A 21,056-nucleotide genomic window follows, 5' to 3' on the forward strand; every position below is an offset into this window, starting at 1 on the left:
GTGTTCCCCCCCCACGACGACGTCCGGATCAGGCCTGCTCGCTGATGTTGACCATCCACGTGATACCGAACCTGTCAGTGCACATGCCGAACACGTCGCCCCACATCTGCTCCTCCAGGGGGACGGACACGGTGCCGCCGTCGGACAGCTTGTCCCAGTAGCCGCGCAGTTCGTCCGCGTCGTCGCCGCTCAGGCTCACCGCGATGTTGTTCCCGGGTTCGTGTTCCATCCCCGGCGGATTGTCGGCGCCCATCAGCGTGAATCCGCTGGCGGTCTCGAGCATGCTGTGCATGACCTTGTCGTCGTATCCGGGGGGCGACTCGGAGCCGAAGTCGCCGTAGGTGTTCAGCCTCAAATTGCCGCCCATGACGCTCTTGTAGAACTCCATGGCCTGCCGCGCATCGCCGGCGAAGCTGATGTACGGGTTGAGACGAGAGGGCACAAGTTGCTCCTTTCGAGACGAACAGTACGTAAGGGCAGCCTACGGGCGTCAGGGGCGAAGTCGGACCACCTGAGGGCCCTGGTTGCCCGCCTGGTCGGCGACTCAGCATTCGTGCAGACGACGTCCTGGTCGAACGCCGTCAACGGGGCGCTGGTCACGTGGTTCAGGGACCTGGGAGTTGTCTGGACGGCGAACTCGTCGACGAGCGGCTTGCGGCTGCTGTTCCAGGCGGAGGCAACGTGGCGGGGTGGTCTGTAAGCAGGCGGCTGACCTGCGCAAAGGCCGCGCGGCCCACCCTCGGGCGAAGAGGGCGGGGCTCCTTTCATCGGTAAGGCACTCCGCTGCGCTCGCGCTCGGTGTGGCTCCCGCTCGCGGCGGAGGCCAGGGCCGTCGTGCAGGTGATCGCCGCAGCGACTCTGTACCGGTTGGGGGCGCGCCGTCGCTGCCGACTCCGAGCATCAGCGGCGAGCGCGGGGTTGGCGTGCCTCGCCAGGCGTGGGCTGCGCTCGCCGGTGATGAGGAGGGGGAGGCGGCGCGGGCTGCGGTGGAGTGAGAACAGCCCGCGCCACCCCCCGGTTACCGAGCGGCCGGTCTCAGGTGGATCACAGAGAGGTGCGGAAGGGACCGGTGACCTCGTAGGTGATCCCGCCGCTGCTGGAGCCGGAGGTGCCGCGCTGGGAGGAGAAGTACAGGCGGTTGCCCGCGGGGTTGAACGCCGGGCCGGTGATCTCGGAGGAGGACTGGCCGGTGATCCGCAGGAACGGGGCGACGATGTCGTCGGGGGTGATGATGCAGATCTCCATGTTGCCGCCGTCCTCGGCCACGTACAGGTCGCCGACGGCGGCGGAGGCGGTGATGTTGTCCACGCCCGTCAGCGGGGCGCCGGTGACGTTGTCGTCGTAGACGATCGCGATGGTGTTGTTGGCGGCGTTGTAGGCCCAGACGCGGCTGTCACCCTTGGTGGTGAAGTAGCAGATGTTGTTGCGGTACCAGCAGCCCTCGCCGCCGTTGAAGAGCTTGGCTCCCGAGACCTGGTCGCGGGTGGGGGTGGGGCTGCCGTCGGGGTCGGGCACGTTGGCCCAGGACAGGACGCCGGAGACTTCCTTGAGCACCTGCAGGGTGCCCGAGGACAGGTCGCCCCAGGTGGTGGGGACGAACCGGTAGAAGCAGCCGTCGGAAGCGTCCTCGGTCAGATAGATGACCTTGCGGACCGGGTCAGAGGCGGCGGCCTCGTGGTTGAACCGGCCCATCGCAGGCCGCTGGACCGCGGCGTTCACCCCCCACGGGTCGGTCTCATAGACGAAGCCGGTGCTGACCTCCTCGCAGGAGAGCCAGGTGTTCCACGGGGTGGAACCGCCCGCGCAGTTGCGGCTGGTGCCGCCCAGGATCCGGTACGCGCCGGTGACGGAGGCGCTGCTGTTGAACTTCACCGCGCTGGCCCCGCCGGCGCCGCTGCCGAGCTCGGCGTTGGAGACGTAGATCCAGCCGGTCCCGTCGGCGAAGCACTCGCCGCCGTCGGGCGCGCCGTGCCAGGTGTAGCTGGTGCCGGGTACGGTCTGGGAGGAGCGGGCGATCACCCGGCTGGTGAAGCCTGCCGGGAGCATGATGCCGTTGGCGTCGGCCGACTGCAGGGCTCCGTACGGGCTGGTGCCGGGGAGAGCGGGGTAGGCGGCCGCCTGCCGCCACAGGGATCCGGAGAAGGCTGCCGCGCCGGCGCCGATGACGGCGGCACGGAGAAGAGAACGGCGTTCCACATCTACTCCTTCATCAAGGAAGGGCGAACGATGGCTGGTTGAGCTCCGCCGACTGGTCACCGGGCAGAGAGATTAGGAGGGCCGCACTCGACCGATAAGGCCCACGCATGCAAACTCTTTCCAGCCATCTGGTGCGTGGAAATCACGCAAAAACGATCTGGCACATCCGAAGTGAACCGGAGCGGAATTCTCGCGGTCCGCGCGATGGCGATCGTTCCCCTTGAGCAGAGCAAAGGAAGGTCCCGAATCCGGCGATCGCACCGGTCAGCGTCTTGTGCCGGCGCATATGGGCGCGAGCGCGTACGTGGAGGTCGTGCAGGTCGATGGTGCGCGTTCCCGGCGTGCCCGGGTGCTGGCCGGACGGCGTGCGGCGCCACGGGGCAGCGGCGGACGGCTGGACGCTGGTTTTCGGTGGCGGGTACATCGTCGCCGTGCCGGTGCCCTCAGCGGCGAGTGCTTGCTCCGCCGCTGCGCACCAGGCGGTACTGCTGAACCAGTGGGCCACTTCCTCTGCGGTGGGACGGTCATCTGGCTGCTTGGCCGGCATCCGCAGGAGATACGCATCAAACGCGCCGGGCAGGTCCGGGCGCAGCTGGTAAGGCGGCACGGGCAGGCTGTTGACGTGCAGGTGAAGCGAGGCCGCTGAGGTGTCGGCTTGGAAAGGGGGCGGCCCGCCAGCAGCTGGTACAGGACGCAGCCGAGCGAGTAGACGTCGCAGCCGGGGCCTGCGGTGTGTCCCAACACGCGCTCGGGTGCGAGGGTCTGGCGTCGTCGGCTCTTGGCGTCAGCTGGCGTCAGCCCGCTGCCATGGCGCACAGCCGCTCGGTGCTCTGGCATTCACCGGAAGCCAGAGGGACGCCCGGGGTTACTGGCCGGCCCTGGCCGCGTCCTCGATCCGTTCTCTGGCGTCTTCAGCGGCCTTCTTCTGTTCCTCTTCCAACCGGTTGCGCTGCTGCTCCGCCGTCTTGCGGGCCTCTTCGGCGGCCTGCTGCTCCGCCTCCGCGGTCTGCTGAGCGGCCTCCCCCTGCGGTGATGTCGCCGGTGGGACGGGCTCGGAGTGCTCCCGCTGCACGAGCGGGGCCTGGTCGCGGCCGTCGGTGCGTGCAGGTTCGGAGGTGGTGGGCGATGCGGAGGGGCGTGCGGGCGAGGAGGGCCCGGTGGTCCGGGGCGGGGTGACGGCGTCGGTGTCCCCGCCGGCGCCGAGGTGGTGGCTGGCGACAACCGAGGCTGCGAACACCGCGGCGGCCGCGGCACCGCTGAGGACCCTGCTCCGGCGCGGCAGGCGGATCCGGCCACGCCGCCGCGTGTCAGCCACGGGTGCGGTGCGAGGCCACCGGGCAACCTGTGCGGCGGTGGGGCGGGCGGCGGGGTCCTTGGCGAGCATCCGCAGCAGCAGCGTCTACACCGCCGCCGGAATCTCGGGGCGGACCTGCCGGGGTGGTACGGGTGCGGCGTCGACGTGCTGGTACACCACAGCTGCCACGGCGTCCCCGTTGAACGGCGGGCGGCCGCAGAGCAGTTCGTACAGCACACAGCCCAGCGCGTACACATCCGCCTCCGGCCCGGCGGTGCGGCCCATGCCGCGCTCCGGTGCCAGATAGGCGCTGGTGCCCAGTACTGCCCCGGTGGTGGTCAGGGCGGAGGCGCCCTCACCCTGGATGCGGGCGATCCCGAAGTCCGCGATCTTCACGCTGCCTTCGGCGAGCAGCAAGTTGCCGGGCTTGATGTCCCGGTGCACCACCCCGGCCTTGTGAGCGGCCGCCAGACCGGACGCGGCCTGCCCGACCAGCCGGCATGCCTCTTCGACCTCCAAGGGCCCCCTGTCAGCAGCCAGTTCGGCGCTCAGGCTGCGTCCGGCCACCAGTTCCATGACCAGGTAGCAGCGGCCCTGCTCCTCGCCGAAGTCGTAGACCGCCAGCACGTTCGGGTGGTTCAGCCCGGCTGCGGTCTGTGCCTCCTGCCGGAACCGCTCGGTGGCGTCGGGCACTGTCAACCTCTCCAGCAGCAGCTTCACCGCGACCTGGCGGCCGAGCGTGGTGTCCTCGGCGCGCCAGACCTCGCCCATGCCGCCACGGCCCAGCACCTCCAGCAGCCGATACCGCCCTGCTGCCAGCTCGTCCACGCGCACCACCCTTTGACCCGAGGTTGCACAATGGCGGATCACCGTACCCACCGCATGTCACGGATCTGGTCACGGGAAGTGAAGGTACTGTGCCCGGCAATCAGGAGACCAACGGGTACCCGTCCCGCGAGGGCGATCGAGTGGGCGTTGTGGCCCTCAGCCTGTCGCAGCTCCCAGAACGTAGAACAGAGGCGCCGGGCCCATGCGTCCGGCGCCGCCGGCTCAAGGTGACGTCAATCCTGCTGGGCAGCGGCCTTGCGGCGACGCATCACCAGGTAGCCGCCCGCGCCACGTAGCTCACCGAGCGGGACCTCGGTTTTCTTCACGAACCCCAGCACCTCGGTGTAGCTCGCGCCTCCTGATCGAAGAGACAGGCTCTAGTCGTGGGGCGGGAGGTGGCCGAGCTGGTGGTCGGCGACGCTCAGGGCTTCGGTGACCAGGCGTTTGAGGTGACCGTGCTGGAGGGTGTAGACCACCCGGCGGCCGTCCTTGCGGGTGGCGACCAGACCAGCCAGACGGAGTTTGGCCAGGTGCTGACTGACGGAGGGGCGGGCGGCCCCACACGCGGCGGTCAGTGTGGCGACGTCGGCCTCGCCCTGGATGAGCTGCTGGAGCAGGGCCAGCCGGGTGCGGTCGGCGAGCAGGGCCAGGACGGCCGCGGCAGCGGCCAGCCGCTCGGTGTTGCCGAGCCCTTGCGAGAGAGGTGCACCTGCGGCAGGCACGCGTGCGCTCATGCGCACATGGTAGGGGCCGCCGAAGTCCCGGGGGCGGGTCAGACAGCGGTCCGCAGCGGCCAACGCTCGTGCAGGTCGTCGATGACGAAGTCATGAGTGTGCCGCCAGCCGGGACCCACGTGGTGCGCGTCGGCCAGGTGCGGGTGCCCGTGCTCCAGGGCGGTGTGCAGGTGGGGAAGGCGGGAGGGGTCCGGTGCGGGCCACAGGCGCCAGGCGGCCACCGCCGCGCCGAGGGCCACCAGGCCCAGGACGAGGGCCACGGACGCCAGGCCGGCGGTGGCGCCCAGCCAGCCGGCCAGCGGGTAGGTCACCAGCCAGCAGCCGTGGGAGAGGGAGAACTGGGTGGCGAAGGCGGCGGTGAGGTCGGCGGGGGCGGCGGAGCGGCGGATCAGGCGGCCGGTGGGGGTCATGATGACCGATTCGGTGACGCCGAACGCGGCCCAGGCGGCCAGCAGCACCGGCCACGTCCAGCCACCCGGCCGGGTCCACGTGACGGCGGCCAGCGCGATGAGCAGCCCGGCGGAGGTGAAGGCGGCGGGCAGCATCAGCGCGCGGTCGCCGGCGCGGCGCAGGAGGCGGGGCAGCAGCAGCGCGGCCAGGATGGACCCGGCGCCGTAGGCACCCAGCGCCACCGGCACATCGGAGGCGGCGCGGCCGAGATGCTCGCGTACGTAGACGATGGTGTTGACCATCACCATCGAGCCGCCGGCGGCGACGGCCAGGGTCAGCCCGAGCAGCGCCCGCAGGCGGGGCGTGGCGAGGAAGAGCCGGGTACCGCGGGTGGCCCGGGCCATAAAGCTTGCGGCTTCCTCGGCGGGGCCAGGCGAGGACTTGGGGAAGGCGGCCGACAGGACCAGGGCGGCCGAGGCGAGGAACCCGACCACCGTGCCCAAGAACAGCCAGTTGTAGGTGATCCACCTCAGCAGGGCGGCGGCCAGCAGCGGACTGAACAGGATCTCCAGGTCATACGCCAGGCGGGACAGCGACAGCGCCTGGGTGTAGTCGTTCTCCGCAGGCAGCAGCTTGGGGATCAGTGACTGGAAGGCAGGGGTGAAGGTGGCCGAGGCCGCCTGCAGCACGAAGATCAGCAGATACACCTGCCAGACCTCACCGACGAACGGCAATGCCAGGGCCACCGCCGCACGGACCAGATCGGCGCCCACCAGCAGGGGCCGCGGCGGCAGCCGGTGGGCCAGCGCGCTGATGACCGGAGCGAGCCCAACGTAGGCCACCATCTTGATCGCCAGCGCGGTACCCAGCACGGACCCGGCATCCGAACCGGCGATGTCATAAGCGAGCAGACTCAACGCCACCGTCGCCAGCCCGGTACCCACCAGCGCGATCACCTGCCCGGTGAACAAGCGGCGATAGCCGCGGTTGCGCAGCACAGACAGCATGAACCCTCCACGGCACCGGAACACTCGACCGTCGCCACCATAGGCAACATGTACGCATCAACGCACAAGTTGGCTGCGCAACGCCCTGCGCCCCTCGCGTAAACGATCCGTTTGGAGCAAGATCAAGAACCTTCGCGAAACTGCCCAGACCGCCGATCCAGTTGTCACAACCCAATTTGGCCCTCGATGCCACACCGTCTTGGACCGTCCGCCTTCTCGCGGCCGTGGCACTGGTCGCCATCGCTCTGCCCGGCGCTATGCGGTCGCCGTCACTGCGTCGACAGCTGACCACCACCGTCGGGGCACAAGCCGCGGTCTGCTGCTGGTTCGACCGGGCCGACGACGGAGCTGCGGCCTTCGCACACGACGGCTTGCCGGCCTACGAGTACCTGGCATGCACAGGTTGGCGTCATGACTCCGAAGGTTCGCCGTGGCGTGCTCATCGTCACGGCGGCGGCAGCGGGCTGCCGGCTTTCGGTGGAGAGGCCTGGCTCATCGGTCCGCCCTGGCGCCTCGGCTGCCCCGCAGTCCCGCTGAGGAGGCCGCGGGGCAGCCTCGCATCAGGACTCGCCTGCGGCGCTGCGTCGCTTCCACCACCACAGGCCGCCGAGCGCCGCGAGCAGCAGAGCCCCGACGGCCACCGGCAGCGCGGCCGGTGTCCCGTCGTCTTCCTTCTTCGCCGCAGCGTTCGCGCCCTTCGGGGAGTCGTCGGCCTTCGAGGGCGACGCTTTCTCCTCAGCGGGTGCGGACGAGGCGGTATCCGTGCTGGGGCTGGGGCCGGCGGGTTTCGCTCCCGGTGCCGCGGGCTTCAGTTCCAGTGCGGGGGCCGAGTTGCCGTGCCCGTGGCCGCTGGACTTCTTCAGTTCGATCCAGCGGTCCACCCTTCCGTCGCTGTAGGACTGCAGAGTCTTGAAGGCCAGGGAATCGGTCTCGGGTAGCTGCCGCACGGTGACGGAGTACTCGGCGTCCTGGCCGGCGGAGACGGCCGGGCCCGAGACGGTGTACCCGTCGTCCCCGCGGGCCATCTTCCAGCCCTTGGGGCCCTCGCCGTAGGTGATGTCCTCGGGGGCTATGCCGTCGGGCAGAAAGACCTGCAGCTTGGTGATGCCTGCGCTGCTGGACTCCGACTCGGCGTTGAAGGTAAGCGTGACGTTCTTGGCCAAGGCGCGGGCGTCCTCCGCGGACACCTCCACGTGGGCGGAGGCCGGTGCGGCGAGGGCGACGGCTGACGACAGCAGGATGGCGGTGACGGCGGCGAGGCGGCGCACGGAGCGCAGGCGGGTGGTGCGGGACAAGAGAACTCCCATGGTGATGATGTGTCTCCCAGGCAGGCGGACGCGCCTGCCCAGGTCATGCGGCGAGGTTGAACCCCGCCGCGGGGGGACCTCGCCGCACCACTGCGTGCGCCAACACCATCTGCTTACGCCGGGGCGGCCGTGCTCGCGCATGTGCGAAATGCAGGAGCCGGCGGCAGTGGGTTGCCGGCCGTACCGGGATCAGCCGTCGCAGCACTGTGACCAGGAGGGCCCACAGGCCCTGCCGGGCGGTGGTCGCAGCGCGGACCACTGCCCGGCACGCCGCATCCGTACGGTGCAGACACCAGGCCACGACCAGTGCTGCGGTGACGTGTGCAGCCAACATCGCTGTTCCGTGGTGCCCGGCGTGCCATACGTCATGGGCTCCCAATGGAGCGGCCTGATGGGCGAGCCTGTGCGCGCCGTGGCCGAGGTGTCCGGCAGGCGAGTGACCGGCGACGTGCGGAGGAGCCCCCTGGTCGGCACCCGCGCCAGCCAGTAGTGCAGGCCCGCCTGGGCACCCGTCGTGGCCGTGACCACCGCGGGCATGGACCGTGGAGCGGGGGCGGCGGGAGCACTGAGGGTGAACAGCACCCCAGCAGAAAACAGCGCCTCCCCCCACGGCACCGGGCCGTCCGAGACCAGATGGTGTGCGGTGACGGCGAGGAAGACACTGACCACCGTGAATACCGACGCGCGGACAGCCGAGACGCGCGCACCGCTGGTCGACCGGCCGTCGACACGGCGCGCAGCGCGGGCATGGGGCAGCATCCACGACATGGTCGCTCCATCATGGGGCATCGCTGTGCGCCCTATCAGCGGGGTGACCGAACGTCCGTAATGTGCTGGTTCGTTGACGGTCAGGGCCCGTGGTGTGCCAGCGCGGCGTGCGGATCGGCCGCGCCCGGCACGGGGGCCGGGTCGGCATGCACCAGTGCGGCGGTCAGCCGGGGGACGGCGTGCAGCAGGGCGTGCTCCGCGGCCACCGCGACCTGGTGCGCCTCCCGTACGTTCAGCTCCCCGTCGACGGCCACGGCGACCTCGGCCCGCAGCCGGTGCCCGATCCAGCGCAGCCGCAGTTCGCCCACCGCCCGTACGCCAGGAACCGCTACCAGCGCATGCTCCGCGGCATCGACGAGGGCGGGGTCGACGGCGTCCATGACCCGGCGGAACACCTCCCGGGCGGCGTCCCGCAGTACCAGCAGGATGGCGGCGGTGATGGCCAGGCCCACGATCGGGTCGGCCGGCTGCCATCCCCAAGCGGTACCGCCGGCGCCCAGGAGGACGGCGAGAGAGGTGAAGCCGTCGGTGCGGGCGTGGAGGCCGTCGGCGACCAGGGCGGCGGAGCCGATCTGCCGACCGACGCGGATCCGGTAGCGGGCCACCCACTCGTTGCCGACGAAGCCGATCACCGCTGCCGCGGCCACCGCGGGCAGATAGCCGATCGCCTGCGGGTTCAGCAGCCGGTCGACCGCGGTCCATGCGGCGAACGCGGCGGAGGCAGCGATGGTGAGCACGATGACGATCCCGGCGAGGTCCTCGGCCCGCCCGTAGCCGTAGGTGAACCGGCGGGTGGCGGCGCGCCGGCCCAGTACAAAGGCGACGCCGAGCGGCACCGCGGTCAGTGCGTCCGCGGTGTTGTGCACGGTGTCGCCCAGCAGCGCGACCGACCCGGACAGCACCACGACCGCCGCTTGGGCCAACGCCGTTGCACCGAGCACCAGAAGGGAGATCCACAGGGCCCGCATGCCCTGCGCCGAGGACTCCAGCGCGCGGTCGATCTTGTCTGCCGACTCGTGGGAGTGAGGCCGGAGCGGGTGCCCGGCCTGGTGCCGCCAGCGGGCCCAGCGGCTCGTGCTGCCGTCGCCGTGCCCGGGCTCCCTGCTGTGGTCGTGGCTGTGCTCGTCGTGCTGTCCGTCCAGGTGGATGTGGCCGTGGTCGCTCACGAGGATCGCCTTTCGACGCGCGGGCAGAGCAAGAGGTGGACACAGGTGCGCCCCCGGACCATTATGTGCGCATGGGTGCACGCATGCACATATCAGGTACGCATGGTTCGCACTCGCAAGACCCGGGCGCAGAGCAGTTCGCCCGTGCTGCCGAGGTTCCGGGCATGCCGGCCGACCGGACCGCCTGACTCTGCCGCATGCCCTTGGCAAAGGCGAGGCCGATGCCGCCACGTTGACGGACGCGTCGACGCCGGCCGCCCGGCAGTCAGCCGGCACCTGGCCAACCTGTGTCTTGCCGGACCGGTAGCCACCCGCAAGGAGGGGCGCCGCGTCGTTCACACCCTGTCCGACGGGCATGTTCGCCGCCTGGTCGGCGAAGCCCTCAGCCACGCCGACCGCGATGTTTCCACGTTTCCACCATTCCTCGCCGCGACTGACCGGGAGGGGCTGACTGCCCAGCGGCGCCGACCGACCGGGGTCTGCGAAAAGGCTCACCGCTGCGGTTGACCGCAGGGTCGAGACGGAGCTGTTGGAGCAGTTCCTGGACCGCCTGCATGGAGCAGTGCCAACGCCCCGCAGTCCCGCTGCGCGGCGTCCGTGCCCCGCGCACCATCCCAGGACGAGTCCGCCTATCAGGAGGCGATCGACCTTCTCGACGACAGCTCACTGGTGGTCTACCGAGCGCGAGCGCATCTGCTGTACGGAGAATGGCTGCGTCGCCAGGGCCGACGGCGCGACGCCCGCTCGGAGCTGCGGCTGGCGCACGAGCCCCTGTCCGATCTCGGCCTGGAGGCGTTCGCCGAGCGCGCGGCCGGCGAGTTGCGCGCTACGGGCGAGCACGCCCGTAGCCGCTCGGCGCAGGCGTCGGACCAGCTGACGATGCAGGAGGTGCACATCGCCCGCCTCGTCGCCGACGGCGCCACCTCCAAGGAAGTGGCGGCCAAGCTGTTCCTCAGCCCGCGGACGGTCGACGCGCACCTGCGCAACATCTTCCGCAAACTCGGGCTCACCTCACGCAGGCAACTGCGTGACCTCCCCGACATTCGTTAGCCGCGTGGTGGTGGCCGCGGCCTCGGGCCCGTTCATCGACTCCACGGGGCCGGGCCGGCTCACCCGTACTTGGCCCGGTAGGCACCGGAGACGCGCTGGACGAGCTCCGGGTCGTCCACCGGCTGGAGGGTGACGGACAGCCGGACCCCGGCCACTTCCACCTCCGTGCCCGCATGCTGCAGGGTCCGGCGGTACCAGGCGCTGCGCTGCCCGAATGCCGAGCGGACGTACGCCTCCCCGCCGGGCACCACCACCCAGACCGGCCTGGCCGACCACCGGCCGTCCGCACGCCGTACCCGCATCACTATCTCCGCGTGGTCCATGAAATCGTTCATGGACCAACGCTCTCTCCTCCGGCACTGCGTACGCGTCGGTGACGTACACCTAGATGGGCACCGTTCGCCGACGCGAGACCGGTGCCGGCACGACGAAGCTGAGCGCCATCGAAGCTGCTGGCCCGAAGGCAAACGATCGAGACGCGAAGAAGCCCCGGCCATCCTCCACGGGGGGAGAGGACGACCGGGGCCGGGTGGTGCTGCTCAGCCCTTCACGCCGGGGACAACGAAGCCCCGAACCGCGGGGGGCGTCGACGTGCCCGGCGTCGACCGGGTGCCGGCCGCCAGAGCCAGGCGGGACTCCACGGTGATGTCGATCCGGGTCTCGGCGTTGGCTCGGTCGTAGATGCGCCACTCACCTGCCGGGTCGGTCGGGTCGACTGCTGCGGCGACGCCGGGCATGCCGCACAGCTGCAGGAGTCGCTCAATGTGCTTCGCCTGGTCCTGGGTCATGCCGCCAGCCTAGGCGTGGACGGGCGGCTGTGGGTTCGGCATGGGCCGGATGGTGCACTCGGGTGCGTGCTGGCAGTTCGCCGCGACGGAGACGAGCATGCTCTCGGTGGGGTGGCCCCACAGTTCCTCGTCGGCGCTGTACCCGCACTCGCCGATCATGGCGCCGGTGCGGTCGAGGACCGGGGGGTCGTAGTGCGTGGGGTCCCAGCCGGGGTAGTGGTGGACGAAGTCGCCGAAGCGGGCGCACAGGTCGGCGTACAGCTTCGAGTGGAGCAGCAGGGCGTGCCAGCCCTCGTCGACGATCCGGGACGGGGCCAGGCCGGTGTCGGGGAACCGGGCGCAGGCGACGACGAACTTGAGGCCCTCCTCGACGATGCGACCGGCCATGACCTCGGTCATGTCGGGGTTGGCGTCCATGACGGTGGAGCGGACGCCCGCGAACTGCTGCTCGGTGAGTAACCCGCGGGGGCTGTTGGCCGGGATCGGGGACGGGTCAGGTCCGGGAATGGACATGGCTCTCCTCCTGATGAAGGTCGCTGATGGAGCCGCCCCGGCGGACGTGCTGTTGGTACGTCGGCCGGGGCGGGTATGGGGAGGCGGGCGTCAATCCTCGGGCTTGCACCGCGGGCACCGACAGGGCGGGAACTCCATGGAGCCCGGAGGGATGGCACTGCCGCCCTCGCACTGCGGGTCGGTGCCTTCCTTCATGCCGCGGACTATGCCGTCGCGGGATGCCATGAACCGGCGTAGCGCTGCACGGGAGGGCGATACCTGGGGCCGTTGCTGTCTGTCCGCCATGCCTACACGATGACGCCGGAATGTCGCCCAGCGCGGCGACAGTGCAGGCGTCAAACCGACGACACGTCAGGCGTCATTCCGGTGTCATTTCTGAGCGCGCGTGCCTACCGTGGCTTCATGCCCACACCAAACACCGCCCTCCGCGCAGTCCGCATGGGGCTGCTGCTCTCTCAAGACGACCTGGCCCGCGCGCTCCGGGAAGCCGGCCGCCGCGTAGGCGAACCCAACGAGGCATCAAAACGCCTTGTGCAGCGCTGGGAATCCGGCTCCATCACTTCACCCCGACCTGTCTATGCCCGTGCACTGGAGACGGTCACCGGTCTGCCGATCGAGTCTCTGGGCTTCCCACCCATCTCCGTGCCGCAGGCACGCGTCTCCGACGACGGCCGGGGTGGCCACGACGTCGAGGCTGCGGCCGGCGGTGTGGCTGCGGCCACCAGCGGCCCCACCGCCCAGCCGACGGCCAGCGGGAACTACTCGGGCGTGTGGCTGTCCCGCTACCAGTACTTCTCCAGTGGCCGGGAGGGCACATTCACCGGCCTGCACTACGTGGTGGTGCTGCAGCACCGCAACCGGTTGACAGTGCGGAGCCTCCCCGGCTCGTCGGACTCGCCGCTCACCATGGACCTCACTGTGGACGGCAGCGTCATCACCGGCACGTGGGTGGAGCAGACCGCGGATGAGGGCTACTACCGCGGGGCCCGGTATCACGGGGCGATCCAGATGCTTGCCGAGCCGACCGGCCGCCGACTGGTCGGCAAGTGGGTGGGCTTCGGTAAGGACATGGACGTCAACACCGGGCCATGGGAACTGGTCTTCCAGGAGGCGTCGACGGTGAAGGCGACGCTGGAGGCGTACAACCGGCGGCCGGCGGATGCCGCATGACCGGACGCACGAAAGCGCCCCCACTGGGCCGAAGCCAGCGGGGGCGCTGTTGTGTTGAGGTCACCACTGTCGTCGCTGTGGATCCAGTCCGATGGACAGCAGACCGCCGCCGGGCGAGCCAACAGCCTGCTCTACCGCTGGACCCCGCCGGTCGGCTTCGCGCACGGGCCCGGCACGTTGCGGGCCCTGGCCGACAACGCGGGCGTGCTGGAGGCGTTCGAGTGCTCGGACGCTGCGGGCCAGTAAGTCGACGACCTCTCCCGCGCGACGCAGATCGGCACCGTGTACAGCGTGCAGTGGGTGAAGGTGCCGGACCGCGACGCCCGCACCACCTCTGTCCGCAAACAGTTCCTGGCCGGTGAGATCACCCGCTCCCGCAAGCTGGAGGGCATGTGGTGGGGTGACGGCGGCACGTACTTCGTGTCCAGCTGCGCCCGTTCCGAGAGCCCGGGCACCGCGCACGACGGCCAGCCGTCGCGTGTCCGCCGTTGTGGGCTGCACGGTGTGCCCCGCCGGCACCAGGGCCGCAGGTGCTCTCGTTGAGCACAGGCAGCGAGCTCAGGCATGGCAGGAGTCCGGGCTCGGAGCCCCGACTGATGCGACGAACTCCCACGAAAGATCACCAGACGGGAGCAGCAAAGCGTCGAGCTGACTGCCCCGTTGGACGAGGCGTGCTCCGACCTCGACGCCGCGCAAGCTGGGGGACCTGACCAGAGCTCTGAACCAGCGGGCTGAGTCAGTCACTGACATTCGGGTCGGCGACGGGCCGGTCGCCGACCCGAATGTCAGAAGGCGAGGCGGCCCGGGCCTATCCGGCGATCGTCGGTTCCTGGGCGGACATGACGACTGCTTCCAGGTCTGCGCCCGCTCGGAGTAGCGCCACGGTCCGTGTGGCGATCTGGTCAAGACGTTGTCGCAGGATGCGTCGGGTCTCTCCCAGGCCGTCGAGCTGGTGCAGGGAGCCCATGATCTCGCGCACAGCGGGAATGCTGTAACCGGTGCCGCGGAGGGCCGCAACGATTCGGGCCGCTCTGATGGCTGAAAGACCGTAGCGACGTGCTCGCAGTGACGTCACTCGCTCGGGGATGACAAGCCCTTCCTGCTCCCAGAACCGCAGGGTCGAGGGACGTACACCAAGCGCCCCGGCGAGCTCCGTGATCGTCATCGCGTCACTTTCGTGCTCGAACTCGGGTGTGTTCGCTTCGGCCTGGATCGCACCCAACGCTTGTTGAGCGCGCAGAGCCTCGTCTCGTTCCCGCGCGAGCCGAACGTGTACCGCGTTGATCGCCGAGGCTGCCTCCGCGATCGTCTCTGTTCGCAGCTCCGTGAGCATCTGCCGGGCTGCGACAGGCCCAACAGCCCCTGCGAGTCCTCGATAGGCGCGCAGAGCGTGCACGTGAATCGGTGTGTAGGAACGGTAACCGTTGCTCGATCGAGGGGCTGGAGGAATGACTCTCAGCCGCTCCAGGTCGCGAACCTGTTGCACCGAGTACCCCGACTCTCTGGCGACATCGACTGTTCGAAGCAGTACCCGTGGAGAACCGCTCACCGGCTCGCCCATCAGCCAACCCCACATAAGCACTTGAAGATGATGCTTGAACCATGAGTATGGAACAGATCATCGCGACCGTGCGAGGCTTCGACGGCGCGCTCGTGGTTATCCCGGAGCCGGGAGGCGACTTCCCCGAGCTCGCGTGGGGAGATGCGTTCTTCTCCTACGCCTCCGACGGTCAGATGCCTCAGAACGTCCAGCCATACGGGACGATCGTCACCAAGAACTACCCCGACGACGCCGCTTCCGACCTTGACCCTCCGGGCCGCTGGCGGGTGAACATCCACGTCGACCGTGCGACGTTCCGGGAGCTCACTGGGGAGGAGCCGCGCAGACTCAGCCGCCGCCGCGACTACGCAGCCGCCGACAGTGTGATGCCGCACCCGGTATACGGCGCGCTCGGCTGGATCTCTGTCGTCAATCCCGGCGAGCGGGCAACGGACACGGTCGTGCAGCTTCTGCGCGGCGCCCACGACGCCGCTCGTGCCCGGTCCGAGCGGCGACACGAACCGGGGAGGTCGCTGGAAAATGACTGACACGGCTCCAGAGCGAGCCGACTTGCCCCTGCCTGGGTAGCACCGTCGCGAGCTGCAGCACCAGCGCCACATGTGTTGCACACGATCATGTCGCTCGTACTGTCGCTGAGCTGCACAAAGTGGTCTCCACTCGCCTCGCGCCACACGGTTGCCGCCAGAGAAGACGGCGAAGCCGAGCAAGGCCTGCATGACCACCAGGGTGACTGGTTCAGCGTTGCTCAGCTTCGGCGTGAGGCCCACCTTCGGCCGCCACGGCGCCAGATGAGGTGAATCCTTCAACAGACCATCGACTCGCACGGAGAGTGCGGTAGCGAGGGTGTCTATCTCGGTCGTCACACACTGAGGGTGGACAACCCTCGCCTCATCTACGCGGCCGAACCCTTGCAATCGATCACCAGGGCGTGTTTCAAAAGTCCCTCGCCCAGACTCCGTCCGGGTGGGGGTCCCCCGGCCGGAGACTGGGGGAGTGCCCCCACCCAGCGGCAGCTGGGGGAGCCGCGGACCTGCCCGTTTCTCATGCTGGACGAGCCCACCAACGGCCTCGACCCGTCAGGGATCGTCTGGATCCGCGAGTTGCTGCGCGGACTCGCCCGTGAGGGCCGCACGGTCCTGGTCTCCAGCCACCTGATGAACGAGACCGCGACCTTCGAGGACCACCTCGTCGTCCTCGGCCGGGGCCGACTCCTCGCCGACATCCCCATGCAGGGCTTCATCGAACAGCACAGCCACGCGCGCGTACGCGTACGCACCCAGCGACCTCGCCCGGCTGCGGGCCACGCTGCCGGCGCAACATACGGCCCATAGCGCCGCACGCAGGCCCTCACATGCCAACGAGACGAGCCTTACTCGGAAGGTCCCTCCGGTGCGGGCCCGCGCTTCACCCCGTCGAGCTTCGCGCCTTTGAGGTCCGCGTTGGTGAGGTTCACGCCACGCAGGTCCGCGTTGGTGAGGTTCGCCCCTCGCAGGTCCGTATTGGTGAGGTTCGTGCCTCGCAGGTCGGCGTTGGTGAGGTTGGCGCTGTGAAGGTTTGCCCCGGTGAGGTCTGCCTCGAAGACGGATGCTTGGGTGAGGTCGGCCTCGGCGAGGAGCGCGCCGCTGAGCTTGACGTAGGTGAAGGAGGCGCCCTTGAGGTCGGCCGCGAAGAGGTCCGCACCGCTGAGGTCGGCTTCTTGAAGGTCTGCCCCAGTGAGGTTCACTCCACGGAGGTTTGCTTTGGTGAGGTTCGCAGTGTTGAGGTGAGCGCGGGCGAGGTTCGTCTTGACGAAGCTCTCGGTCCCGGGGAAGAGGAAAGGTTTGGCGAATTGCACTTCTCGGAGATCGGCGCCGAAGAGGTTCGCGTCGGAGAGGTTCGCGCCAATGGTTACCGCGCGTGGGAGTGCCGCACCTTCCAGGTTTGCCCCGGTGAGATTTGCCCCGTCAAGCTTCACTTCGGTGAGCTCGCCATGAGCGAGGTTCGCCTTGGTGAGGTTCGCCCTGACCAGGGTTGCCTTGGGGAGGTTCGCCTTGGTGAGGTTCGCGGCACGAAGGGTTGCGCGCTGTAGTTTTGCGTTGGTCAGGTCTGCCTTATGGAGATTCGCGGCAGTAAGATCTGCGCCTGTCAATACAGCTCCGCTCAAGGGCGCACGGTCGAGGCTCGCTCCGCTCAGGTCCGTGCGCCTCAGGTCGATGGCATCTTGGTCATGGCGGTGCCTGGTCAACACACTCATCGCAGCCTGGATGTCGGTAGGCGGCATGTGCTGGGCCGACGTGGCCTGTGCCCTCTCGGCGCCGCTCCCTGGAAGTCGGGCGTGCTCGCGCACGTACGCACCGAGTACCAAGAAGCCAGTGGCATGGTCCCGCGGTGAGTCCTGCATGATGCGCTGCAGGGCATAGATGCCACCGAGCCGGATGTCCAGGGGTTTCGATCCCAGGTTGTCGATCGCGGCATTGAATCGATTGGTGATCTGACCCTGCTCGATGAGCTGCACTTCTTCCCTCGCGGTCCGCACTTCTTCCCCGGCTTGCTCCACAGTCGCCCACGTAAACAACAATGCGACGACCGCAGCCAGCCCAGGCAATGCGGCCACGAACAGTGCCAACCCCCGCAGGTGGTCGCTGCCTGCGTTCTGCCACGTGCCGAATCGGCGGTTCCGTTGCCGACGGGCGGCCCGCCGGTGTGCGATTCGGCGGAGCCGTGGGAGGCCAGGATTACCAGTCACCCTCCCTATGCCACCCCACGGCTGCGGCAGCGGCCCTGGCGCCACACTGTCGAAGCACCCGAATGGTTCGGTCACACCGTGCTCCACGTGGACGACGACTTCGCCACCGTGGCCGCGGTCCTCAAGGAAGTCCAGCAGCGGGACGTTCGCGACTGACCGGCGATGTCGTTCCCGGCCCCTTCATTCCGCCCGGCCGGCGACACACATGGGGTGCGGACGGCACTTACCGTCACCGCTTCGGTCCGCCGCGCCAAGGCGCGGGACGCCGTGCCGACGCGCTGTGACGGCGCCTGTGGAAACCCGGGATGCGAGGGTGCGCCAAGCGACGTGAAGAACCCCCGGGCGGCCAATCCTGGAGAGTGACCACATCCACGACATCGCCAAGGGGTGGCCGGGACGCCCCTGAGCAGATGATCGCCCTGCGTCCGAACCGCCCTGCGGTGAAACCCTGCGGGACGACATGAGAGGCGCCACGTGACCGGCTGCTCGGTGTGGCGCAGGAGGCGCACGCGGCCTGGCTGAACCGAGTCCCCGACGCGGGCCGAGCACTGCTGATACGGGTGGTAGCCAACGGTGGTGAGCCCGCCCGGGGGTGTGTTTGGGCGGGCTCACCATGACCGGTCGGTGGACCGGAAGTGTGTCAGTTCGTGTCGAGTGCAATGGCTATGTCGGTGATGGCCAGCGGGAACTGCCCCACTCCGGCCGTGGCCCCGGTGAACAGGTTGACGCTGTAGAGCGTCGCCGAGCCACTCGCCGAAGCGAGAGTGGCGAAGGCCGACACGGAGGTCGTCTTGCCGTTGGTCAGGTTGCTGAAGATGTCAAAGCCCGCATTGAGGCCGGCGTCCACGCCGAGCGCGCCGGTCGGGGCCAGCGTTCCGTTGTTGGCCGGTGACTGGATGACGGCCTGGTCCGTGGCCGTGTTGATGTCGAACAGCGTGGTCGCGGTCTCCGCGTTCACGTCGTTGTTCGTGTAGGCAGCGGCGGTGACGCCCCTGGTCGGCCCGGTCGCCGGCGGGGTGGTCAGTGTGGTGTCCTCGACCGTGGTGCCGTCGGCGAGGTTGTGACGCAGGTTCTGGCCGTTGTCGCTGATCACTCGCAGCCGGTCGGCCGCGGGATTGAAGTCGACCCCGAAGTTCGTGCCGTACAGCGGAACGCGGAGCTGGGAAACCTTGGTGACCACCACGTCCGTGGTCACTGGCGGGGTCTTGATCGTGTAGATGCCGCCTTGGTTGCCGACGCCGTACATGAGGCCGTTCTGCACGCGGAAGTCGATCCCGATCAGGGCGGTGTCGCCACTGAGCCCGGTGACGACCCTGACCCAGTCGAGCACCTGGGGTCTGTCGGTGGTGAACGTGGCCATTAACGTGCCGTCACTCGAGATCCCGAACGCCCGAAGGCTGTCGGCCTGGGCCTGGGCCCAGCCGTTGCTCGGGGCTCCCACAACGAGTGCCGCCACGGCGGATGCGACCGCGACGGCCGCAGCCATTCTCTTTTTGATCCCTGCTCGCATCGGTTCTTCCCTCCCGGTGAGCGTGTGGCGTGGTAAAGGCAGTGCGGCATGGTCCGCTCGGCCGAACCTCAGCCGGCGACCCCAAGCTATTTCGGAGGACTGGACATCCACTGGACGGTGATTGAACTACTCACCTCGGCGTCCTGCGGGCACGCGAGGCGGGCGGCAGTGGGGAACACCCCCCACGCATCGACGGGGGCAACGCGATGCTCCTCGCCCCGCGCGGCGCCCATCCGCGCGGCGCCCATCCGCGCGGCGCCCATCCGGGCGGCGACGGCATGGGCGTCAGCCTCCGGCCCGGGGTGCAGGCTCAGCAGGCGGAAGGTGCGGGCGACGGGGGCGGGCAGACGCTGGTACGACCAGGAGAACACCGCCTCCACCCGCCGCGCGCCGGTAGCCGCCCGCGTCCAGAAGATCCGGTCGCCGCTGCTGGTCGGCCAGCTCCGTCACCAGGTCCGCCAGCTGCAGCGACGGGCGGACGACGGCGAGCTCGGCCGCGATCCGGAGCGCCAGCGGGAGCCGTACACACTGTTCGGCCAGCGCGGCGGCCGGCCCCGGCTCGATTTCGACCCGCGCGCCGATGAGCGTCCGCAGCAGGGCGACCGCGTCGGGCAGTGGGAGCGGGCCCAGCCCGATGCGGCGGGCGCCGTCCAGGGCCACCAGGCCGGCCAGGCCGTCCCGGCTTGTGACCACGACGGTGCAGGACGGCGAACCGGGAAGCAGCGGGCGGACCTGCTCCTCGGACAGGGCGTTGTCCAGGACCACCAGCATCCTCCGGTCGGCGATCTCGGTCCGGTACCAGCCGGCGCGGTCGTCGACGTCGATCGGGATCACGTCACCAGGGACCCCGAGGACGCTGAGGAACCGGGTGAGGGCGTCACCGGGCAGCATGGGGCGGTCCGGATCGTAGCCGCGCAGGTTGACGTAGAGCTGGCCGTCGGGAAACCGGTGCCGCGTCCGGTGCGCCCAGTGGACGGCCAGCGCGGTCTTCCCCACCCCGGCCGTGCCGGAGATCACCGAGACGGCCACCGTCCTCGGGCTTCCCTTCGCTCCGGTCAGCAGCCGGTCGAGCGCCGACAACTCCGTGGCCCGGCCGCAGAAGTCGGGCACATCCGCGGGCAACTGCGCGGGGAGCGCGCCGGCGACGCTCACCGGTACCGGGCCGGTGGCCGCGTCCTGATCGGGGACATGCCCGTGGCCGGGAAGAGGCCCGGTGCGGCGGCGCAGCACGGACTCATAGGCCTCGGACAGCTCGGGGCCGGGGTCGACGCCGAGTTCATCGACCAGCAGGCGGCAGCTTCGCCGGTAGACGGCGACCGCCTGGTCGCGTCGCCCGACGGCCTGGTACGCCCGGATGAGCCGGGCCTGGGCGCCCTCGTCCAGTGGCTGCGCGGCCGCGGCCTCCTCCAGGACAGGGAGCACGCTGGGGCTCTTTCCCGCCGCGATCATGGCTTCGCCGTACTGGGCCACCACGCCACGGCGCTCCCCGGCCAGCGCGACGGCCATCGGGTGGGCAGCGAGGAACGGCAGGTCGGCGAGGGGCGGCTGCTGCCACAGCCCGAGCGCGTCGGCCAGCAGCGCCGCGGCCCGCTCCTGGCCGCCGTCCCGCCGTGCGACCTCCGCCGCGGCGACCAGGTCCCGGAAGCGGAGCAGATCGATGACGTCGTTCGGAACGCGCAGCGCGTAGCCGTCGCCGAGCAGGGGCAGCACCGCGCTGGGGGCGCGCGGCTGCCGCCCCGGCTCCAACAGGCGGCGCAGGTGCTTGATACAGGTCTGGATGACGTTCGACGCGCTCGCCGGGGGCCGCTCGCCCCACAGGGCGTCCGCGAGCCCGGAGAACGGCAGTTGCTGTCCACGGGACACGGCCAGCAGGGCGAGAATCGCACGGCGCTGGGGCGAGCCGAGGTCGAGGCGTGTGCCGTCCCGCCAGACACAGACCGGCCCCAGTACCTGAATGCGCATGAGCCCCCCCGCACCGCCGTTTCACATCTTCCTCACCCTTCTCTCATCAGCGGCATGTACGGAAGGCCCATTCCGGCCCAGTGCCGC

At 69.7% G+C, this 21,056-nt stretch carries 19 protein-coding genes and 6 pseudogenes; 7 read left to right on the forward strand and 18 right to left on the reverse strand.

Annotation, left to right across the window (positions count from 1 at the left end):
* Nucleotides 1-28: 28 nt before the first annotated feature.
* From ACTWQE_RS19865 to ACTWQE_RS19910, 10 genes are all read right to left on the reverse strand, one after another.
* Nucleotides 29-442, reverse strand: coding sequence for a VOC family protein (locus ACTWQE_RS19865; protein WP_443330330.1), 414 nt, complete (start codon nt 440-442; stop codon nt 29-31).
* Nucleotides 443-1,044: 602 nt separating this feature from the next.
* A complete protein-coding gene (locus ACTWQE_RS19870; RefSeq protein WP_443330331.1) occupies nt 1,045-2,196 on the reverse strand; it encodes an alkaline phosphatase PhoX in 1,152 nt (383 codons plus the stop codon).
* A gap of 142 nt (nt 2,197-2,338) precedes the next feature.
* Complete coding sequence (locus ACTWQE_RS19875) at nt 2,339-2,803, reverse strand: hypothetical protein (protein ID WP_443330332.1); 465 nt, start codon at nt 2,801-2,803, stop codon at nt 2,339-2,341.
* Nucleotides 2,804-3,061: 258 nt separating this feature from the next.
* Nucleotides 3,062-3,511 carry a hypothetical protein gene (locus ACTWQE_RS19880; protein WP_443330333.1) on the reverse strand — a complete coding sequence of 150 codons (450 nt, stop codon included), beginning with the start codon at nt 3,509-3,511 and terminating at the stop codon, nt 3,062-3,064.
* Nucleotides 3,512-3,595: 84 nt separating this feature from the next.
* The gene (locus tag ACTWQE_RS19885) at nt 3,596-4,318 is read right to left on the reverse strand and encodes a serine/threonine-protein kinase (RefSeq protein ID WP_443330334.1); all 723 of its coding nucleotides are present in this window, start codon (nt 4,316-4,318) and stop codon (nt 3,596-3,598) included.
* 377 nt (nt 4,319-4,695) lie between these two features.
* Nucleotides 4,696-5,052, reverse strand: coding sequence for an ArsR/SmtB family transcription factor (locus ACTWQE_RS19890; protein WP_443330335.1), 357 nt, complete (start codon nt 5,050-5,052; stop codon nt 4,696-4,698).
* Nucleotides 5,053-5,090: 38 nt separating this feature from the next.
* On the reverse strand, nt 5,091-6,449 hold the full coding sequence (locus ACTWQE_RS19895) for an MFS transporter (RefSeq protein ID WP_443330336.1): 1,359 nt from the start codon (nt 6,447-6,449) through the stop codon (nt 5,091-5,093).
* 560 nt (nt 6,450-7,009) lie between these two features.
* Nucleotides 7,010-7,756: a DUF1775 domain-containing protein gene (locus ACTWQE_RS19900; RefSeq protein WP_443330337.1), complete on the reverse strand. Its 747-nt coding sequence runs from the start codon at nt 7,754-7,756 to the stop codon at nt 7,010-7,012.
* Between the two features lie 189 nt (nt 7,757-7,945).
* Nucleotides 7,946-8,524 carry a hypothetical protein gene (locus ACTWQE_RS19905; protein ID WP_443330338.1) on the reverse strand — a complete coding sequence of 193 codons (579 nt, stop codon included), beginning with the start codon at nt 8,522-8,524 and terminating at the stop codon, nt 7,946-7,948.
* Between the two features lie 80 nt (nt 8,525-8,604).
* Nucleotides 8,605-9,690: a cation diffusion facilitator family transporter gene (locus tag ACTWQE_RS19910; protein ID WP_443330339.1), complete on the reverse strand. Its 1,086-nt coding sequence runs from the start codon at nt 9,688-9,690 to the stop codon at nt 8,605-8,607.
* An 83-nt stretch (nt 9,691-9,773) separates the two neighbouring features.
* Between ACTWQE_RS19910 and ACTWQE_RS19915 the strand changes: the two are divergent.
* Both ACTWQE_RS19915 and ACTWQE_RS19920 read left to right on the forward strand, forming a co-directional pair.
* A pseudogene (locus tag ACTWQE_RS19915) lies at nt 9,774-10,110 on the forward strand (ArsR/SmtB family transcription factor); the annotation flags it as partial.
* Nucleotides 10,111-10,302: 192 nt separating this feature from the next.
* Nucleotides 10,303-10,740, forward strand: a pseudogene (locus ACTWQE_RS19920) (helix-turn-helix transcriptional regulator); the annotation flags it as partial.
* 59 nt (nt 10,741-10,799) lie between these two features.
* On the opposite strand, the gene ACTWQE_RS19925 reads toward ACTWQE_RS19920, so the two are convergent.
* From ACTWQE_RS19925 to ACTWQE_RS19935, 3 genes are all read right to left on the reverse strand, one after another.
* Nucleotides 10,800-11,075 carry a DUF2255 family protein gene (locus ACTWQE_RS19925; RefSeq protein WP_443330340.1) on the reverse strand — a complete coding sequence of 92 codons (276 nt, stop codon included), beginning with the start codon at nt 11,073-11,075 and terminating at the stop codon, nt 10,800-10,802.
* A 204-nt stretch (nt 11,076-11,279) separates the two neighbouring features.
* Nucleotides 11,280-11,528 carry a hypothetical protein gene (locus ACTWQE_RS19930; RefSeq protein WP_443330341.1) on the reverse strand — a complete coding sequence of 83 codons (249 nt, stop codon included), beginning with the start codon at nt 11,526-11,528 and terminating at the stop codon, nt 11,280-11,282.
* A 9-nt stretch (nt 11,529-11,537) separates the two neighbouring features.
* On the reverse strand, nt 11,538-12,041 hold the full coding sequence (locus tag ACTWQE_RS19935) for a hypothetical protein (RefSeq protein WP_443330342.1): 504 nt from the start codon (nt 12,039-12,041) through the stop codon (nt 11,538-11,540).
* Nucleotides 12,042-12,443: 402 nt separating this feature from the next.
* Between ACTWQE_RS19935 and ACTWQE_RS19940 the strand changes: the two genes are divergently transcribed.
* Together ACTWQE_RS19940 and ACTWQE_RS19945 are read left to right on the forward strand one after the other, a co-directional pair.
* Entirely contained in the window at nt 12,444-13,211 is a 768-nt protein-coding gene (locus tag ACTWQE_RS19940) for a helix-turn-helix domain-containing protein (protein WP_443330343.1), read from the forward strand.
* Between the two features lie 108 nt (nt 13,212-13,319).
* Nucleotides 13,320-13,682, forward strand: a pseudogene (locus ACTWQE_RS19945) (alkaline phosphatase PhoX); the annotation flags it as partial.
* A gap of 337 nt (nt 13,683-14,019) precedes the next feature.
* On the opposite strand, the gene ACTWQE_RS19950 reads toward ACTWQE_RS19945, so the two are convergent.
* A complete protein-coding gene (locus ACTWQE_RS19950; protein ID WP_443330344.1) occupies nt 14,020-14,772 on the reverse strand; it encodes a MerR family transcriptional regulator in 753 nt (250 codons plus the stop codon).
* A gap of 47 nt (nt 14,773-14,819) precedes the next feature.
* Between ACTWQE_RS19950 and ACTWQE_RS19955 the strand changes: the two genes are divergently transcribed.
* A complete protein-coding gene (locus tag ACTWQE_RS19955) occupies nt 14,820-15,299 on the forward strand; it encodes a DUF6194 family protein (protein WP_443330371.1) in 480 nt (159 codons plus the stop codon).
* Nucleotides 15,300-15,467: 168 nt separating this feature from the next.
* Here ACTWQE_RS19955 and ACTWQE_RS19960 read toward each other — a convergent pair.
* Nucleotides 15,468-15,635: pseudogene (locus ACTWQE_RS19960) on the reverse strand (IS982 family transposase); the annotation flags it as partial.
* Nucleotides 15,636-15,785: 150 nt separating this feature from the next.
* Here ACTWQE_RS19960 and ACTWQE_RS19965 point away from each other — a divergent pair.
* A pseudogene (locus ACTWQE_RS19965) lies at nt 15,786-16,058 on the forward strand (ABC transporter ATP-binding protein); the annotation flags it as partial.
* Between the two features lie 83 nt (nt 16,059-16,141).
* Here the strand turns inward: ACTWQE_RS19965 and ACTWQE_RS19970 are convergent.
* A complete protein-coding gene (locus ACTWQE_RS19970; RefSeq protein ID WP_443330345.1) occupies nt 16,142-17,377 on the reverse strand; it encodes a pentapeptide repeat-containing protein in 1,236 nt (411 codons plus the stop codon).
* Between the two features lie 189 nt (nt 17,378-17,566).
* On the opposite strand from ACTWQE_RS19970, the pseudogene ACTWQE_RS19975 reads away from it, so the two are divergent.
* Nucleotides 17,567-17,653, forward strand: a pseudogene (locus tag ACTWQE_RS19975) (VapC toxin family PIN domain ribonuclease); the annotation flags it as partial.
* Between the two features lie 484 nt (nt 17,654-18,137).
* Here the strand turns inward: ACTWQE_RS19975 and ACTWQE_RS19980 are convergent.
* The gene (locus ACTWQE_RS19980) at nt 18,138-18,983 is read right to left on the reverse strand and encodes a DUF4394 domain-containing protein (RefSeq protein ID WP_443330346.1); all 846 of its coding nucleotides are present in this window, start codon (nt 18,981-18,983) and stop codon (nt 18,138-18,140) included.
* A 309-nt stretch (nt 18,984-19,292) separates the two neighbouring features.
* On the reverse strand, nt 19,293-20,969 hold the full coding sequence (locus ACTWQE_RS19985) for a BTAD domain-containing putative transcriptional regulator (RefSeq protein ID WP_443330347.1): 1,677 nt from the start codon (nt 20,967-20,969) through the stop codon (nt 19,293-19,295).
* Between the last annotated feature and the right edge of the window lie 87 nt (nt 20,970-21,056).

It is taken from the genome of Streptomyces sp. 8N706 (assembly GCF_052245415.1).
Classification (GTDB): domain Bacteria; phylum Actinomycetota; class Actinomycetes; order Streptomycetales; family Streptomycetaceae; genus Streptomyces.

Coding starts and splice junctions, on each gene's coding strand:
- ACTWQE_RS19905 (WP_443330338.1), bottom strand. CDS start 8,524: ATGTCGTGGATGCTGCCCCATGCCCGCGCTGCGCGCCGTGTCGACGGC.
- ACTWQE_RS19980 (WP_443330346.1), bottom strand. CDS start 18,983: ATGGCTGCGGCCGTCGCGGTCGCATCCGCCGTGGCGGCACTCGTTGTG.
- ACTWQE_RS19985 (WP_443330347.1), bottom strand. CDS start 20,969: ATGCGCATTCAGGTACTGGGGCCGGTCTGTGTCTGGCGGGACGGCACA.
- ACTWQE_RS19890 (WP_443330335.1), bottom strand. CDS start 5,052: ATGAGCGCACGCGTGCCTGCCGCAGGTGCACCTCTCTCGCAAGGGCTC.
- ACTWQE_RS19930 (WP_443330341.1), bottom strand. CDS start 11,528: ATGACCCAGGACCAGGCGAAGCACATTGAGCGACTCCTGCAGCTGTGC.
- ACTWQE_RS19900 (WP_443330337.1), bottom strand. CDS start 7,756: ATGGGAGTTCTCTTGTCCCGCACCACCCGCCTGCGCTCCGTGCGCCGC.
- ACTWQE_RS19925 (WP_443330340.1), bottom strand. CDS start 11,075: ATGAACGATTTCATGGACCACGCGGAGATAGTGATGCGGGTACGGCGT.
- ACTWQE_RS19895 (WP_443330336.1), bottom strand. CDS start 6,449: ATGCTGTCTGTGCTGCGCAACCGCGGCTATCGCCGCTTGTTCACCGGG.
- ACTWQE_RS19935 (WP_443330342.1), bottom strand. CDS start 12,041: ATGTCCATTCCCGGACCTGACCCGTCCCCGATCCCGGCCAACAGCCCC.
- ACTWQE_RS19940 (WP_443330343.1), top strand. CDS start 12,444: ATGCCCACACCAAACACCGCCCTCCGCGCAGTCCGCATGGGGCTGCTG.
- ACTWQE_RS19955 (WP_443330371.1), top strand. CDS start 14,820: ATGGAACAGATCATCGCGACCGTGCGAGGCTTCGACGGCGCGCTCGTG.
- ACTWQE_RS19950 (WP_443330344.1), bottom strand. CDS start 14,772: ATGGGCGAGCCGGTGAGCGGTTCTCCACGGGTACTGCTTCGAACAGTC.